The organism is Patulibacter sp. SYSU D01012, from assembly GCF_017916475.1.
Taxonomy (GTDB): domain Bacteria; phylum Actinomycetota; class Thermoleophilia; order Solirubrobacterales; family Solirubrobacteraceae; genus Patulibacter.
The window spans coordinates 985,289-999,614 of sequence record NZ_JAFMTB010000002.1; the positions used below are offsets into that span (position 1 = coordinate 985,289).

Sequence of the window (14,326 nt, forward strand, 5' to 3'; positions counted from 1 at the left end):
GCCGCGTCGGCCGGCGCCCCGGGCGGGCCCGCTCAGCCTGCCTGCGCGGCGATCGCCTGGCGCAGGTCGGCGACGAGGTCCTCGGGATCCTCGACGCCGCAGGACAGCCGCACCAGGTCGGCGGGAACCGCGGCGTCGGACCCGGCGACGGACTGGTGCGTCATCGCGGCGGGCACCTCGATCAGGGACTCCACGCCACCGAGCGACTCGGCGAGCGAGAAGATCCGCGTGGCGGTGGTGATCGCCGCCGCGGCGGGGTGCCGGAACGACACCATCCCCCCGAAGCCCGGCCAGCGGACGTCGGTGACGCCCTCGGCCGTGCGCAGGAACGCGGCGACGGCCTCGCCGTTGCGGCCGTGCTGCGCCACCCGCAGGTGCAGCGTGCGCAGGCCGCGGTGCAGCAGGAAGCAGTCGAACGGCCCGGGGATCGCGCCGATCGAGTTCTGCACGTGCCGGACGGCGGCGTGCAGCGCCTTCTCGCGCACGATCACGGCACCGCCGACGACGTCGGAGTGGCCGCCCAGGTACTTCGTCGCGGAGTGCACGACGGCGTCGGCGCCCCACTCGAGCGGCCGCTGGTTGATCGGCGTGGCGAACGTGTTGTCGACGACGACGATGGGCGACGCCCCGACCTCCGTCGCGCGGGCGCGCACCCGCTCGATCAGGGCGGGGACGTCGACGACGTTCAGCAGCGGGTTCGTCGGGCTCTCGACCCACACGATCGCCGTCTCGGGGCGGATCGTCGCCACGGTGGCGTCGAGGTCGCGCTGGTCGACGAGGTCGTACGCCAGGCCCCACCGGGAGAGCACGGAGTCGACCAGGCGGTAGGTGCCGCCGTAGAGGTCGTTGGGCAGCACGACGTGGCCGCCGCTCTGGGCCACCGCGGTGATCAGCGCGTGCTCGCCGGCCAGGCCGCTGGAGAACGTCGTCGCCAGGCCGCCCTCGAGCTGGCCGAGCGCCGTCTCGAGCGCGGCGCGCGTCGGGTTGCCGGAGCGCGCGTAGTCGAAGTCGCCGACGTACTCGCCCGGCGAGGGCTGCACGAAGGTCGACGTCTGGTGGATCGGCGGGACGATCGACCCGTACGTGGGGTCGGGCTCCAGGCCGGCATGGACCGCGCGGGTGGCCATCCGCGCGTCGTCGGGCAGGTGCGCGCTCATGCGGGCACCACGAGGGACTCGAGCAGGTCGGAGCGCGTCACCAGGCCGACGGGGCGGCCGCCCTCGATGACGGCGAGCGCCTGCTGGTCGCCCGACAGCAGCTCGACGGCCTCGCGGACGGGGCCGTCCGCGGAGACGGCCGGGAACGGCAGCTCCATGACGTCGGAGATGTCGGCGTCGAGGACGGCCGGGTCCTTCGCGGCGCGGCGCAGCAGGCCGCGCTCGCCGATCGAGCCGACGAGGGCGTCCGCGTCGTGCGGCGAGACGACCGGCAGCTGCGAGACGCCGTGCTCGTGCATGACGGCGATCGCCTGGCGCACCTTGTGGGTCGGGCGCACGGCGACCATCTGCGGCACGCCGCCCTCCTGCTCCTTCGTCCGCAGCACGTCGCCGACGGTGCGCTCCGGCGGACGCTCGAGGAACCCGTGCTCGCGCATCCAGGTGTCGTTGTAGATCTTCGACAGGTAGGAGCGGCCGCCGTCGGGCAGGATCACGACGACCACGGCGTCCGGGTCGGTGATCTCGCGCGCGACCGTGAGCGCGGCCACCATCGCGGTGCCGCACGAGCCGCCGGAGAGGATGCCCTCGACGAGCGAGAGCTGCCGGGCGGACAGGAACGCGTCCTTGTCGGAGACCGTGACGTAGCGGTCGACGACGGACGGGTCGAACGTCGTGGGCCAGAAGTCCTCGCCGACGCCCTCGGTCAGGTACGGGCGGACCTCGTCCGAGGAGTAGATCGAGCCCTCGGGGTCGGCGCCGATGACCTGGATGTCGGGGTTCTGCGCCTTGAGGTAGCGCGCGATGCCGGTGATCGTGCCGCCCGTGCCGACGCCCGCGACCAGGTGGGTGATGCGGCCGCCGGTCTGGCGCCAGATCTCGGGCCCCGTCCAGTCGACGTGCGTCTGGGGGTTGGCCGGGTTGGCGTACTGGTTGGGGTTGAAGGCGCCCGGGATCTCCTCCGTCAGGCGCTTCGAGACGCTGTAGTACGAGCGCGGCGAGTCCGGGTCGACGTCGGTCGGGGTGACGACGACCTCGGCGCCCAGGGCGCGCAGCAGGTCGATCTTCTCCTGCGACATCTTGTCCGGCATGACCGCGATGACGCGGTAGCCCTTGATGCGGGCGGCCATCGCCAGGCCGGTGCCGGTGTTGCCGGACGTCGGCTCGACGATCGTGCCGCCGGGGCGCAGCAGGCCGTCGCGCTCGGCGGCCTCGATCATGCGCAGGGCGACGCGGTCCTTGATGGAGCCGCCGGGGTTCAGCGCCTCGACCTTGGCGAACACCTGCGGGGTGAGGCCCGCGGCGATCCGCGACAGGCGGACGAGGGGCGTCGCGCCGATCGCGTCGAGGATGGAGTCGTGGGCGACGATCGTTCCGGGAGCCGCGCCGGCTACGGCGGGGTCGGGGGACGTGGGCGGGGAGGGATCGCTCATGTCCCCACTGTAGATCCCCGCGCACGCGTGCCCCGTGCGACCGGGCCGCATGCGCCGCCGCGTGGCGCGGAGCGGTCGCCGGCGCGTCGGCGGCGGGCGAGCGGGCGAGCCGTCGGACCGACGGGGCGCGCCCGGGCGCGCGGGCCGCGGACGGCCGGCGCGCCGGGCGGGGTCGCGCCCGCCCGCCGGTGGCGGGTCGGGCGCGGCGGGCGGCTCAGGCCAGGACGGCGTCCATGCGGCGCTGGAGGATCTCGCCGAGCGCCTCGCGCACGGGGCCCTCCTCGAACCGGGTCACGAGCTCGGCCAGGAAGCCCTCGATGACCATGCGGCGCGAGCGCTGCAGGTCCAGGCCGCGGGAGCGCAGGTAGAACAGCTGCTCCGGGTCGATCTGGGCGATCGCGGCGGCGTGCGTGCAGCGCACGTCGTTCGCGGCGATCTCCAGGCCCGGGATGGCGTCGGCGTGCGCCTTGCGGCCCAGGAGCAGGTTGCGCGACTCCTGGAAGGCGTCGGTCTGCTGCGCGTCCTCGTCGACCTTGATCATGCCGCGCCAGACGGCGTGGCTCTTCTCGGCGAGGACGCCGCGGAAGGCGAGGTCGGAGGTCGTGTTCGGCGCCGCGTGCGTCTGCAGCGTGTCGAAGTCGAGGTGCTGCTTGCCGTGCGACGCGTAGCCGCCGGTGACGCGGCCGTGGGCGCCGGGGCCGTCGAGCGACGTCTCCTGGAAGACCTTGCCCTTCGCCGAGCCGAGGCCCAGGGTGATCCAGTCCATCCAGCCGTCGCGCTCGATCGTCGCGCGCTGCGCGCCGAAGATCCACGTCTTCTCGGACAGGTCCTGCACGTCGACGAAGCGCAGGCGCGCGTTCTGGCCGACGTGGATCTCGACGACGCCGTTGACGAGCGCGTCCAGGTCGGGCGACGCGGACGTCGTCTGCGACCAGACCTCGGCCGAGGCGCCCTCCTCGACGACGATCAGCACGCGCGGCGAGACCGTGCGGCCGGCCTGCTCCTGGATCTGCGTCAGGAGGACGGGCGCGTCGAGCTGCAGCCCGCGCGGGACGTGGACGAAGAAGCCGCCGGTCCAGTCGCGGTCGTTGCGGACCGTGAAGGGCGTGCGAGCCGTCTCGATCCTGCCGAGGTACGGCTCGACGAGCTCGGGGTGCTCGGCGGCGGCGACCTCGAGCGGCAGGACCAGGGCCTGGCGCTCGCCGGGCGCCGGCACCTGCACCGGCTCGTCGACGACGGCGTGGTCGACCTGCGTCAGGCGGAGGGTGCCCTCGGGCAGGTGGTCGAAGATCCGCGGGGCCGTCTCGGCCGTCCCCACGGTGCCGCCCTGGGCGGTCGGGTACGCGTCGAGGTCGAGCTCGGGGATCTCGGTGAACTCCCACCCCGGGGTGCCGCGGAAGGCGGGCATCTCGACGGTGGGCAGCTCCTCGGCGGCGCCGCTGCGGAGCGCGGTGAGCCAGACGGGAGCGGGAGCGGTGGTCGTGGTCATGAAGTCTTCGGGTCGAGGCGGTCGGGGCGGCGGGGCCTCCGGACGCGGGGCGGCGTCCGGAGGCGGGGGCCCTAGCCGATCGACCCCTCCATCTGCAGCTCGATGAGGCGGTTCATCTCGACCGCGTACTCCATCGGCAGCTCCTTGACGATCGGCTCGACGAAGCCGTTGACGATCAGCTTCGCGGCCTCCTCCTCGTCGATGCCGTGCGACTGCAGGTAGAAGAGCTGCTCCTCGCCGACCTTCGAGACCGTGGCCTCGTGGCCGATGTCGACCTGGTCCTCGTCGATGCGGATCGTCGGCCAGGTGTCCGTCTTCGAGCGCTCGTCCAGCAGGAGCGCGTCGCAGACGACCTTCGACTTCGCGCCGACGGCGCCCTTGCCGACCTCGAGCAGGCCGCGGTAGCTCGAGCGCCCGCCGTCCTTCGAGATCGACTTGGCGAAGATGTTCGACGTCGTGTTCGGCGCGGCGTGGACGATCTTCGCGCCCGCGTCCTGGTGCTGGCCGTTGCCGGCGAACGCGATCGAGAGCACCTCGCCGTGAGCCTTCTCGCCCATCAGGTAGACGGCGGGGTACTTCATCGTCAGCTTCGAGCCGAGGTTGCAGTCGACCCACTCGACCGTGGCGTTCTCCTCGGCCACGGCGCGCTTCGTCACGAGGTTGAAGACGTTCTGCGACCAGTTCTGGACGGTCGTGTAGCGGATGCGCGCGCCCGGCTTGGCGATGAGCTCCACCACGGCGGAGTGCAGCGACGAGCTGGAGTACGTCGGGGCGGTGCAGCCCTCGACGTAGTGCACGTAGCTGCCCTCGTCGGCGATGATGAGCGTCCGCTCGAACTGGCCCATGTTCTCCGTGTTGATGCGGAAGTAGGCCTGCAGCGGCATCTCGACGTGGACGCCCGGCGGGACGTAGACGAACGAGCCGCCCGACCACACGGAGCTGTTCAGCGCGGCGAGCTTGTTGTCGTTCGGCGGGATCACCGTGGCGAAGTACTCGCGGACGAGGTCCTCGTGCTCGCGGAGCGCGGTGTCCATGTCCATGAAGATGACGCCCTGCTTCTCGAGCTCCTCGTTCACCTGGTGGTAGACGACCTCGGACTCGTACTGGGCGCCGACGCCCGACAGGAACTTGCGCTCCGCCTCCGGGATGCCGAGGCGGTCGAACGTCTTCTTCACGTCCTCGGGGACGTCGTCCCAGGAGCGCTCGGCGCGCTCGGACGCGCGGACGAAGTAGTGGATGTCGTCGTAGTCGACCTCGGCGAGCATCGGGCTGCCCCAGGTCGGCTGGGGGCGCGCCTCGAAGTACTCGTACGCCTTCAGCCGGAAGTCCCGCATCCACTGCGGCTCCTGCTTGAACTCCGAGATCTTGGCGACGATCTCGGGGTTGATCCCCTTCGGCGCCTTGTAGAGGTAGTTCTCGGCGTCGTGGAAGCCGTACTTCGCCGTGTAGTCCGCGTTCAGGTCGACGAGCGAGGCCTCCTCCTCGTTCAGGAGGGACGCGCTGGTGTCAGGGGGCGTGGGCATCTCAGTCCACCTCCAACTTGATGGTGTCCCCGTCGATCCGGACGGGAAAGGTGTCGACCGGCTCGTAGGCCGGGAGGGTCTTGGGGCGACCCGTGCGCAGGTCGAAGAGCGCCCCGTGCCGCGGGCACTCGATCGTGCAGGCCACGGGGTCCAGCGCCCCCTCGGAGAGGTCGCCGTCGTCGTGGCTGCAGCGGTCCTCCATCGCCAGGATCGTGCCGCCGCAGTTCACGACGACGATCTCGACGTCGTCGTGCTCCAGGGTCACGCGGCTCCCCTCGGGGAGGTCGGACACGGGGCAGACGTCGATCAGGGGCACGGGCAGGCGCGAAGGTCAGCGGTGGACCGGACGGCCGGACCGGGGCGGTCCCCGGCGGCGATGTCCGATGCCGATAGGCGGAATTGTATCGCGCCGGGCCGCGTTTCCCTAGACCGACTTCGGCGGTCGGATATAGGGCGCCCTAAGCGGATTCGCCCGTGGCGACGGGCGATGCGCCGCTCCGGCGCTGGTGTGCGCCGTCTCGCAGATCTTCGGCGCTTGCGACAACGAGCGCCGAGCACCTGCGAGGGCACCCCGATCAGCCCGCCGCGCGGGGCGCCAGCTCCTCGTCGCCGTCCTGGGCGAACCGCAGCAGGCGGCCGTCGTCGGCGACCTCGTAGGCCCCGGTGCGCCGGAGGGGCGGCGAGTACGCGTGGACCGAGACGGCCGGCGCGTCGCCCGCGTGGTGGATGCGGTGGATCTCGGCCGGCTCGACCGTCGTCGCCTGCCCGACGCCGAGACGCCGGCGGACGGGCTCGCCGCGCAGCGCGAGCCGCTCGTCGACGATCTCCCCCGCCGCCACCGCGATGCCCGCGGACGAGCGGTCGTGGTCGTGGAAGCCCGTGTCGTGGCCGGGGCTCCAGCAGATGAGCCAGACCGTCACGGACGCGTCGTCCCGCAGCAGCGCGTACGTGCGGCGATCGGCGCGGTGCTCGACCGCCGACGCCCAGGCCGCCGGGTCCGCGGCCACCTCGCGCGCGAGCGCCTCGAGCTCGGCGGCGCCGAGGACCCGCGCGGCGACGCCCGGCGCGCTCACGCCGCCACCTCCAGCGGTGCCGCGGGCGCGGCCGCGGCCGGCGACTCGCCCAGCAGGGTGGAGGCCGCCACCGTCGCCAGGCGCCCGGCGCCCACGCCCGCGACGACGGGGACGTGGCCGTGGGCCGGGGCGACGACGGGCAGGTCGGACCCGAACGCGAGGCGGTCCGCGCCGACGGCCTGCGCGGCGGCGGCCAGGGTGCGGGTCCCGAAGGACGACGTGTCGTACGCGAGCAGCGGGGAGCGCGCCAGGTCGACCGGGCCGCCGCGGGCCGCCAGGCGCTCGAGCAGCAGCGCCCCGCCGCCGGCGAGCGCGGCGAAGAGGACCCGCAGCGTCGGGTGCGCGCGGTGGCCGCGGTCGAGCCACGTCGCCCACGCGCGCAGCAGCTGCCCGGTGTAGTCGCCGACCGCCGGCCACCACGCCGCGTCGTCCGGACGCCCGTCGGGGACGCCCGGGTGCACGAACAGCGGACGGTCGTGGCGGCCGAGCTCCTCGAGCACCGGCCCCAGACGGTCGAGGGCGGCGGGGTCGGCCACGGCCGCCGCCGGGACGACCAGCCCGACCGCGCCCCGCGCCAGGGCGGCGCGCAGGTCGGCGGGGCGCGGGTCGCGCGCGGCCACCGCCGCCCACGCGCCGAACGGTCCGCCCGCCGCCAGCGCCCCGTCGAGCCAGACGGTCAGCAGCTCGCGCGCCTCGTCGGCCGGCAGCGCGTCGATCCCGATCGCCACCGGCGGCACGAGCAGCGCCCGGTCCAGCCCGGCCGCCAGCAGACCGCCGGCCCGCCGGTGCAGGTCGGTCTGGCGCTCGTCGAGGACGCACGGGGCCTCGGCCGGCAGCTCCAGGCACCAGGCGCCGTCCGCGGTCCGGTGGGTCCGCGGACCGTCCCGCCGCGCAGAGAGCGCGGCCAGGAACGGCGCGGGCCAGGCGTGCTGGTGCAGGTCGGTGGCGAGGCTCACGCCTCAAATATACAAAACCTGACCTGATTTAGGACTTTTATGCCGGGGAGGGCTCGCCGGCCCAGGGCGAGAGCGCGTGACGGAGCGCCGCCACGACGACGTCGCGGTCGGGCGGGTCGTGGGCGAGGCGATCGAGCAGGAGCCCGTCCACCCAGGACGCCAGCGCGCGGGCGTCGCGTTCGGGCACGGCGGAGCCGAGCGCCACGACGAGCGGCTCGCAGAGCCGCCAGAACGGGCGCGCCGCGGCCGTCATCCGGACCCGGACGTCCGGGTCGCGGGCGCCCGCGAGCTCGAGCTCGAGGCGCGCCAGATGCCCACCCCGCTCGTCGTCCATCCAGGCGATGAGCCGGTCGGCCACCGCCTCGTAGGGGATCTCGCGGTCGCGCGGCGCGAGCGCGAGCGCGAGGTCGTGCGCGATCGCGGTGACCTGCGCCTCCGAGATGGCGCAGACGCGCTCGATCATCGCGCCCAGCAGCTCGGCCCGGCCCCCCAGGTGGTAGGTCACCGAGCCGTGCGGCACGCCCGCGGCGCGCTCGATCGCCCGGTGGGTCACCGCGGGCACGCCCCCGTCGGCGAGCAGCCGCAGGGCTTCGGCGAGCAGGACCTCGCGACGGTCGGGCTGATCGGCGCGGCGAGCCACGACCCGAGTATCGCACCGGCGCTTGACGCCCGGAGCACGTTCTTCTACAACTGGAGAACTTCTCCACCTGGAGAAGAACGATCGCCACCATCCGAAAGCCGGTCCTCCGTGCCCGCCACCCCCGCCCCGACGCCGCCACGCGCGGCCGTCCTCGTCGTCGCGCTCGCGTGCGTCGCCCAGTTCATGCTCGTCCTCGACGACACGATCGTGAACGTGGCCCTGCCGACCCTCGGCGCCGAGCTCGGCTTCTCCGAGCGCACGCTCTCGTGGGTCGTCAACGCGTACCTGCTGACCTTCGGCGGCTTCCTGCTCGTCGGCGGCCGGGTCGCCGACCTCGTCGGCCCGCGGCGCATGTTCGTGCTCAGCCTGGGCGCCTTCGCGGCCGCGTCCGCCGCCTGCGGCGCGGCGGGCTCGGCCGAGGTGCTCGTGGCCGCGCGCGCCGTCCAGGGGATCGCCGCGGCGCTCCTCTCCCCCGCCGCCCTGGCCCTGCTGCTGCGGGCGACGCCCGACGCGCCGGCCCGCGGGCGGGCGCTCGGGGCGTGGGCCAGCCTGATCGGCCTGGGGGCCGCCACGGGCGTGCTGCTCGGCGGCGCGATCGTCGAGCTCGTCGACTGGCGCTGGATCTTTCTGATCAACCTGCCGGTCGCGGCCGTCGCGCTGGCGCTCGTGCCGCGCCTGGTGCCGGCCGACGCACGGGACCGGGCGGCGACGCCGCCGAACGTCCTGGGCGCCGCCCTCGGCACCCTCGCGCTGCTGCTGCTCGTCTTCACCGTCGTCGAGACGGAGCACGCGGGCTGGGCGTCGGCGCGGACGCTGGGCGGGTTCGCGCTCGTGGTGCTCCTGGCCCTGGCCTTCCGGGCCGGCGAACGCCGCGCCGCGTCGCCGCTGCTGCCGCCGGCCCTGCTGCGGCGCCGCCGGGCGATGCGCGCGAACGGCCTGGTCCTCGTCGCCGCCGCCGGCCTGCTCGCGATGTTCTTCTTCATGACGCTGTACCTGCAGCGCGTGCTGGGCTGGGGGCCGTTCGCGACGGGCGCGGCGTTCGTGCCGTTCAGCCTGTCCATGGGCCTGGCGAGCGCCGTGGCCGGCCGCGCCGCGCGGCGGCTGCCGCCCCGCGTGCCGGTGGCCGTCGGCCTGCTCGCCGCCGCCGGCGGCCTGGCGCTGCTCTCGCGCCTGGAGCCCGGCAGCTCGTACGTCGGCGCCGTCGTGCCCGGCCTGGTCCTGACCGCCCTCGGCATCGGCGCGGCGCTCGTCGTCGTGATGGGGCTGGCGACCGACGGGGCCGGCGAGCACAGCGGCGGCCTGGCCTCGGCGCTCCTGACGACGGCGCAGCAGGTCGGCGGCGCGATCGGCATCGCGGTGATGGTGACCGTGGCGTCCGACCGCACCGCGGACGCGCTGGCCACGGGCGCCGCGCCGCCCGCCGCGCTCGCCGACGGCTTCTCGGCGGCCTTCGTGGTCATGGCCGCCGTCCTGGCCGTCGCCGCGGTGCTCGCGGCCGTGGGCCTGCGCGGCGACGGCGGGCCGGCCGGGGCGCCGGCGGGGCGCACCGCGCCCGGCGCCGCGGACTGAGGCCGACGGGGCGGCCGAGGCGACCGGTCCGGCGGGCCGCGGGACGGCCGGCCGCCCCGCGCCGCCGCCGCCCGGACGGGTCGGCCGCGGGCCGGCGGCCCAGGCCCCTAGAAGCCGGCGGCGCTGCCGGTGCCGCCGGGCGGCGGGACGGCGTCGCCCGCCTCGTCCTCCCAGTCGACCGCCGCGCCGATCGCCGCGGACTTGATGATCTTGAGCGACAGCAGGGCGCACTTCGTGCGCGTGGCCGAGATCTCGATCCCGAGCAGGTCCATGATGAAGTCCTGGTCGAGGCGCGCGAGATCGTCGACGCGCATCCCGACGAGCTCCTCCGACGCCATCGACGCCGCCGACTGCGAGATCGCGCAGCCGTGGCCGTCGAAGCGGACCTCGGTGACCTTGCGGTCGTCGTCGATCCGCATCATGACCTTCAGCTGGTCGCCGCACGAGGGGTTCTTGTCCTCGAACTCCAGGTCGGCCGGATCGAGCACGCCCCAGTTCCGCGGGCGCTTGTAGTGGTCGAGGATGTTCTCGCGATAGAGCTCGTCCATGGCTCCGTCCATCGTCGCACGTCGGCGCGCGCGCCCCGGCGGCAGGGCGGCCCCGCCGGCGGTCGGGGCGTCGCGCCCCGTGCGGCGGGCGCGCCGCGGCCGCCGCGTACCGTGACGGCATGCCCCGGCGCCGCGTCGCGATCCCCGTCCGCCCCCTCCTGCTCGCCGGGGCGCTCGCGACCGGCGCGTCGGCCCCCGCGTCCGCCGCGCCCGACCCGCTCGTCGCCGCCGGCCTGCCCGCCGGCGCCGCGTGGCGGGGCGCCGTCGGGGACACCGCGCGGTGGGCGGAGCGACAGCCGCAGCGGATCCGCTTCGCCCTGCGCGTCGAGGGGCGGGCGTGGAGCCACCAGGGCGCGGTGCAGGAGGACTCCAACAGCCTGCTCAAGCCGACGGTGATGGTCGCGTACCTGCGGCGCCCCAGCGTGCGGGGCCGCGCGCTGACGCCGGGCGAGCGGCGGCTGCTCGAGCCGATGATCCGGCGGTCGGCCAACGCGCCCGTCGGCGAGCTGCTGGACCGCCTGGGCGGGCTGCAGCCGCTGCGCCGCGTCGGGCGCCTGGCGGGCATGCGGCGCTTCGCCCCGGTGCGCGTGGTCTGGGGTCGGTCCCAGATCACCGCCACGGACGAGGCGCGGATGTTCGCCCGCTTGCCGGCGCTGCTGCCCCCGCGCCACCGCGACTACGCGCTGGACCTGTTGCGCACCGTCGTCCCCGAGCAGCGGTGGGGCGTGCGCCGGGCGGCGCCGACGGGCTGGGACGCCGTGTTCAAGAGCGGCTGGAACGGCCGCGGGCACGTCACGCAGGCGATGCGGCTGACGTGCCGGGGCCGTGTCGTGACCGTGGCCGTGCTCGTCACGGGGCGCAGCCACCACGACGCGACCGCCGCCGCCGAGCGCGCCGGCCGCCGGCTGCTGCAGCCCCTGCGCCGGCGCGGCGCCGAGGCGTGCCGCGCCGTCGTCCCGGCGTGACGCCGCTACGGCGCCGGGCCCGGCCGCGGGGTTCACCGGCCGGTGACACCGCACGGCGCCGCGGCGGGCACGGTGCCAGGCGATGCGCATCCCCCGCCTGATCCCCCTCCTCGCGGCCGCCTCGGCGCTCGCGGCCCCCAGCGCGGCCGCCGCCCACGGCGGCCCCCACCGCCCCCGGCCGCCGAAGCCGGCGGCCGCGCCCACCCTCGTCGCCCGGGCGACGCTGCCCGCGACGACGTACCTGCCCGGCCCCGCGTCCGGCGCCGCCCTGGCGCCCACGCCGGTCAACGGCGTGACGCCCCCGTTCCCCGGCCAGCCCGTCCCGGGCTTCTCCGGCCTGCTGACCGAGCGCGACGGCACGATCCTCGGCCTGCCCGACAACGGCTACGGCGCGAAGACGAACTCGGCCGACTTCCTGCTCGCGATCCACCGCGTCGACGCCGACTGGCGCACGGCCCGGGGCGGCGCCGGCGCCCTGCGCGTCCGCGGCACGATCGCGCTGCGCGACCCGCGGCGCCGCGTCCCCTTCCCGCTCACCCGCGAGGACCGACGCCTGACGGGCGCCGACTTCGACGTCGAGTCGATCCAGCGCGGCCCCGACGACACGTTCTGGATCGGCGACGAGTTCGGTCCCTTCCTGCTGCACGTCGACCGCGACGGCGTCGTCCTCGACCCGCCGGTGCCGCTGCCCGGCGTCAAGAGCCCGCAGAGCCCGGACCTGGCCGCCGGCGAGACGCCGAACCTGCCCGCGTCGGGCGGGTTCGAGGCCACCGCCGCGCTGCGCGGCGGCCGGATCCTGCTGCCGTTCACCGAGAAGGCGCTGACGACGGACGCCGACCAGACCCGGCACCTGGTCAGCGCGTTCGACACGCGCCGCGGCCGCTACACCGGCCAGACGTGGACCTACCGCACCGAGCGCCCGGACACGTACCCCGCCGACGCGCAGGCGCTCGACGCCCACCGCCTGCTCGTCCTCGAGCGCGACAACCTCGACGGGCCCGACGCGCAGGTCAAGCGCCTGTACGTCGTGGACCTGCGCCGCACGGCCCCGGACGGCAGCCTGGTCAAGCGACAGGTCGCCGACCTGCTCGACCTGCGCAACCCGGGCGTGACGCAGGAGCTGCCGGGCACCTACGGCCTGGGCCAGCCGTTCCGCTTCGCGTTCGTGTCCGTCGAGTCGGTGCTGCCCGTCGGCGGCGACCGCGTGCTCGTCGCCAACGACAACAACTTCCCGAACGACGACGGACGGCAGCCCGGCAAGGCGGACGACACCGAGATCGTCGCCGTCGACGTTCCGGGCCTGCGCCGCGTGCGTCCCTAGACGCCCGTCCGGCCGTGCCGCGGCGGCGCCCGCGGCACGGCGCGGCGGGGTCGCGGTCGCGACCGAAACGCCGCCTACGACCACAACGACCACAAGCGTGACCGTCGTCACAGACGCTTCTACGGTCGACGCCTGATCCCGCCGCGTCCGACGACGCGGCGTCCCCAGGCACGACGGAGAGCAGACGAGATGGAGCGCACGAGCAGCACCGCAGCCGGCACGGCCCCCGCCGCGTCGCCACCGCCCCGCGTCCCGTGGCGCCGGCGGCTCTACACCTGGGTCATCGTGGGCATCGTGCTGGGCGGCGCGCTCGGGGCCGCCGCCCCGGGCTTCGCCGCGAGCCTCGAGCCGCTCGGCTCGTCCTTCGTGAGCCTGATCAAGATGGTGATCGCCCCGATCATCTTCTGCACCGTCGTCGCCGGCATCGGGTCGCTCGACGGCCTGCGCAAGGTCGGCCGGATCGGCGGCAAGGCGCTCCTCTACTTCGAGGTCGTCACCACGGTCGCCCTGATCCTGGGCCTCGTCGTGATGAACGTCCTGAAGCCGGGCGCCGGCCTGCACGCCGACCCGGACAAGATCCAGGTGAGCGGCGCCGTCTCGGAGTACATCGGCGAGGGCGAGAGCCAGCGCTGGTACGAGGTGATCACGCACATGATCCCCGACAGCGTCGTGGGCGCCCTCGCCGACGGCGAGATCCTGCAGGTCCTGTTCTTCGCCGTCCTCTTCGGCATCGCCCTGAACCTGCTCGGCCCGACGGGCAAGCCGATCGCGGCGGGCGTGGACAAGCTCGCGCAGGTCTTCTTCAAGATCGTGAAGCTCGTCATGTACGCCGCGCCGGTCGGCGCGTTCGGCGCGATGGCCTACACGGTGGGCGAGTACGGCACGGAGGCGCTGACGAACCTCCTCAAGCTGATCCTGATCTTCTACGGCACGTCGCTGTTCTTCGTGCTCGTAGTGCTCGGCGCGATCTGCTGGCGCAACGGGGTGAACGTCCTCAAGCTGCTGCGCTACATGAAGGACGAGCTGCTGATCGTCCTGGGCACGAGCTCGTCCGAGTCGGTGCTGCCGAACGTCATGCGCAAGCTCGAGCACCTCGGCGCCTCGAAGCAGGTCGTGGGCCTGACCGTCCCGACGGGCTACTCGTTCAACCTCGACGGCACGGCGATCTACCTGACGCTCGCCGCCCTCTTCGTGGCGCAGGCGCAGGACGTCAGCCTGTCGCTCGGCGCGCAGCTCGGCCTCGTCGGCATCCTGCTGCTGACCTCGAAGGGCGCCGCCGGCGTGACGGGCTCGGGCTTCATCGTCCTGGCGGCGACCCTGTCGTCCCTGGGGACCGTCCCGGTCGCCGGCATCATGCTGATCTTCGGCATCGACAAGTTCATGTCGGAGTGCCGCGCGCTGACGAACGTCGTCGGCAACAGCGTCGCCAGCATCGTCGTCGCGCGCTCCGAGGGGCAGTTCGACGACGCCCGCGCCCGCCGCGTGCTCGACGGCGAGCTGCCGTACATCGCGGCCGACGAGACCGCCGACGCCCCGGCCGTCCCCGCTCCCGCTCCGCGCGCCGGCCACGGCGAGCGGCCGGCCGCGGCCCCCGGCCTGGTCCCCGGGGCGGGCGTCGCCTGAGCGCGCCCGCCCGGCGGCGGCCCGCGGCGTGG

At 74.7% G+C, this 14,326-nt stretch carries 13 protein-coding genes; 4 read left to right on the forward strand and 9 right to left on the reverse strand.

Annotation, left to right across the window (positions count from 1 at the left end; all coding sequences use genetic code 11):
- Positions 1-32 precede the first annotated feature (32 nt).
- From J3P29_RS14105 to J3P29_RS14140, 8 genes are all read right to left on the reverse strand, one after another.
- Positions 33-1,157, reverse strand: a complete 1,125-nt coding sequence (locus J3P29_RS14105) for a PLP-dependent transferase (RefSeq protein WP_210494184.1) — start codon at positions 1,155-1,157, stop codon at positions 33-35.
- The gene (locus J3P29_RS14110; RefSeq protein ID WP_349239870.1) at positions 1,154-2,524 is read right to left on the reverse strand and encodes a cystathionine beta-synthase; all 1,371 of its coding nucleotides are present in this window, start codon (positions 2,522-2,524) and stop codon (positions 1,154-1,156) included. The genes J3P29_RS14105 and J3P29_RS14110 overlap by 4 nt, the downstream gene beginning before the upstream one ends.
- Before the next feature lie 277 nt (positions 2,525-2,801).
- Complete coding sequence (gene sufD, locus J3P29_RS14115) at positions 2,802-4,076, reverse strand: Fe-S cluster assembly protein SufD (protein ID WP_210494188.1); 1,275 nt, start codon at positions 4,074-4,076, stop codon at positions 2,802-2,804.
- A gap of 71 nt (positions 4,077-4,147) precedes the next feature.
- Entirely contained in the window at positions 4,148-5,599 is a 1,452-nt protein-coding gene (gene sufB, locus J3P29_RS14120; protein WP_246851928.1) for a Fe-S cluster assembly protein SufB, read from the reverse strand.
- A 1-nt stretch (position 5,600) separates the two neighbouring features.
- Positions 5,601-5,891 (reverse strand): non-heme iron oxygenase ferredoxin subunit, encoded by a 291-nt coding sequence (locus J3P29_RS14125; RefSeq protein ID WP_349239848.1) that lies wholly within the window; start codon positions 5,889-5,891, stop codon positions 5,601-5,603.
- 283 nt (positions 5,892-6,174) lie between these two features.
- On the reverse strand, positions 6,175-6,672 hold the full coding sequence (locus J3P29_RS14130; RefSeq protein WP_210494190.1) for a cysteine dioxygenase family protein: 498 nt from the start codon (positions 6,670-6,672) through the stop codon (positions 6,175-6,177).
- The gene (locus tag J3P29_RS14135) at positions 6,669-7,628 is read right to left on the reverse strand and encodes an amidohydrolase family protein (protein ID WP_210494193.1); all 960 of its coding nucleotides are present in this window, start codon (positions 7,626-7,628) and stop codon (positions 6,669-6,671) included. Before J3P29_RS14135 ends, J3P29_RS14130 begins: the two co-directional genes overlap by 4 nt.
- A 37-nt stretch (positions 7,629-7,665) precedes the next feature.
- Positions 7,666-8,268: a TetR/AcrR family transcriptional regulator gene (locus tag J3P29_RS14140; protein ID WP_210494195.1), complete on the reverse strand. Its 603-nt coding sequence runs from the start codon at positions 8,266-8,268 to the stop codon at positions 7,666-7,668.
- 108 nt (positions 8,269-8,376) lie between these two features.
- Between J3P29_RS14140 and J3P29_RS14145 the strand changes: the two genes are divergently transcribed.
- The gene (locus tag J3P29_RS14145; RefSeq protein ID WP_349239849.1) at positions 8,377-9,837 is read left to right on the forward strand and encodes an MFS transporter; all 1,461 of its coding nucleotides are present in this window, start codon (positions 8,377-8,379) and stop codon (positions 9,835-9,837) included.
- A 107-nt stretch (positions 9,838-9,944) separates the two neighbouring features.
- Here J3P29_RS14145 and J3P29_RS14150 read toward each other — a convergent pair whose 3' ends face one another.
- A complete protein-coding gene (locus tag J3P29_RS14150) occupies positions 9,945-10,385 on the reverse strand; it encodes an iron-sulfur cluster assembly scaffold protein (RefSeq protein WP_210494197.1) in 441 nt (146 codons plus the stop codon).
- Positions 10,386-10,504: 119 nt separating this feature from the next.
- Between J3P29_RS14150 and J3P29_RS14155 the strand changes: the two genes are divergently transcribed.
- From J3P29_RS14155 to dctA, 3 genes are all read left to right on the forward strand, one after another.
- Positions 10,505-11,350 (forward strand): serine hydrolase, encoded by an 846-nt coding sequence (locus J3P29_RS14155; protein ID WP_210494200.1) that lies wholly within the window; start codon positions 10,505-10,507, stop codon positions 11,348-11,350.
- 82 nt (positions 11,351-11,432) lie between these two features.
- The gene (locus J3P29_RS14160) at positions 11,433-12,671 is read left to right on the forward strand and encodes an esterase-like activity of phytase family protein (RefSeq protein WP_210494201.1); all 1,239 of its coding nucleotides are present in this window, start codon (positions 11,433-11,435) and stop codon (positions 12,669-12,671) included.
- Between the two features lie 189 nt (positions 12,672-12,860).
- Positions 12,861-14,294: a C4-dicarboxylate transporter DctA gene (gene dctA, locus J3P29_RS14165; protein ID WP_210494205.1), complete on the forward strand. Its 1,434-nt coding sequence runs from the start codon at positions 12,861-12,863 to the stop codon at positions 14,292-14,294.
- Positions 14,295-14,326 lie beyond the last annotated feature (32 nt).

What these genes read in the sequence shown, in the direction of transcription:
- sufB (WP_246851928.1), bottom strand. Translation starts at nt 5,599, where the DNA reads ATGCCCACGCCCCCTGACACCAGCGCGTCCCTCCTGAACGAGGAGGAG.
- J3P29_RS14160 (WP_210494201.1), top strand. Translation starts at nt 11,433, where the DNA reads ATGCGCATCCCCCGCCTGATCCCCCTCCTCGCGGCCGCCTCGGCGCTC.
- J3P29_RS14155 (WP_210494200.1), top strand. Translation starts at nt 10,505, where the DNA reads ATGCCCCGGCGCCGCGTCGCGATCCCCGTCCGCCCCCTCCTGCTCGCC.
- J3P29_RS14150 (WP_210494197.1), bottom strand. Translation starts at nt 10,385, where the DNA reads ATGGACGAGCTCTATCGCGAGAACATCCTCGACCACTACAAGCGCCCG.
- sufD (WP_210494188.1), bottom strand. Translation starts at nt 4,076, where the DNA reads ATGACCACGACCACCGCTCCCGCTCCCGTCTGGCTCACCGCGCTCCGC.
- J3P29_RS14105 (WP_210494184.1), bottom strand. Translation starts at nt 1,157, where the DNA reads ATGAGCGCGCACCTGCCCGACGACGCGCGGATGGCCACCCGCGCGGTC.
- dctA (WP_210494205.1), top strand. Translation starts at nt 12,861, where the DNA reads ATGGAGCGCACGAGCAGCACCGCAGCCGGCACGGCCCCCGCCGCGTCG.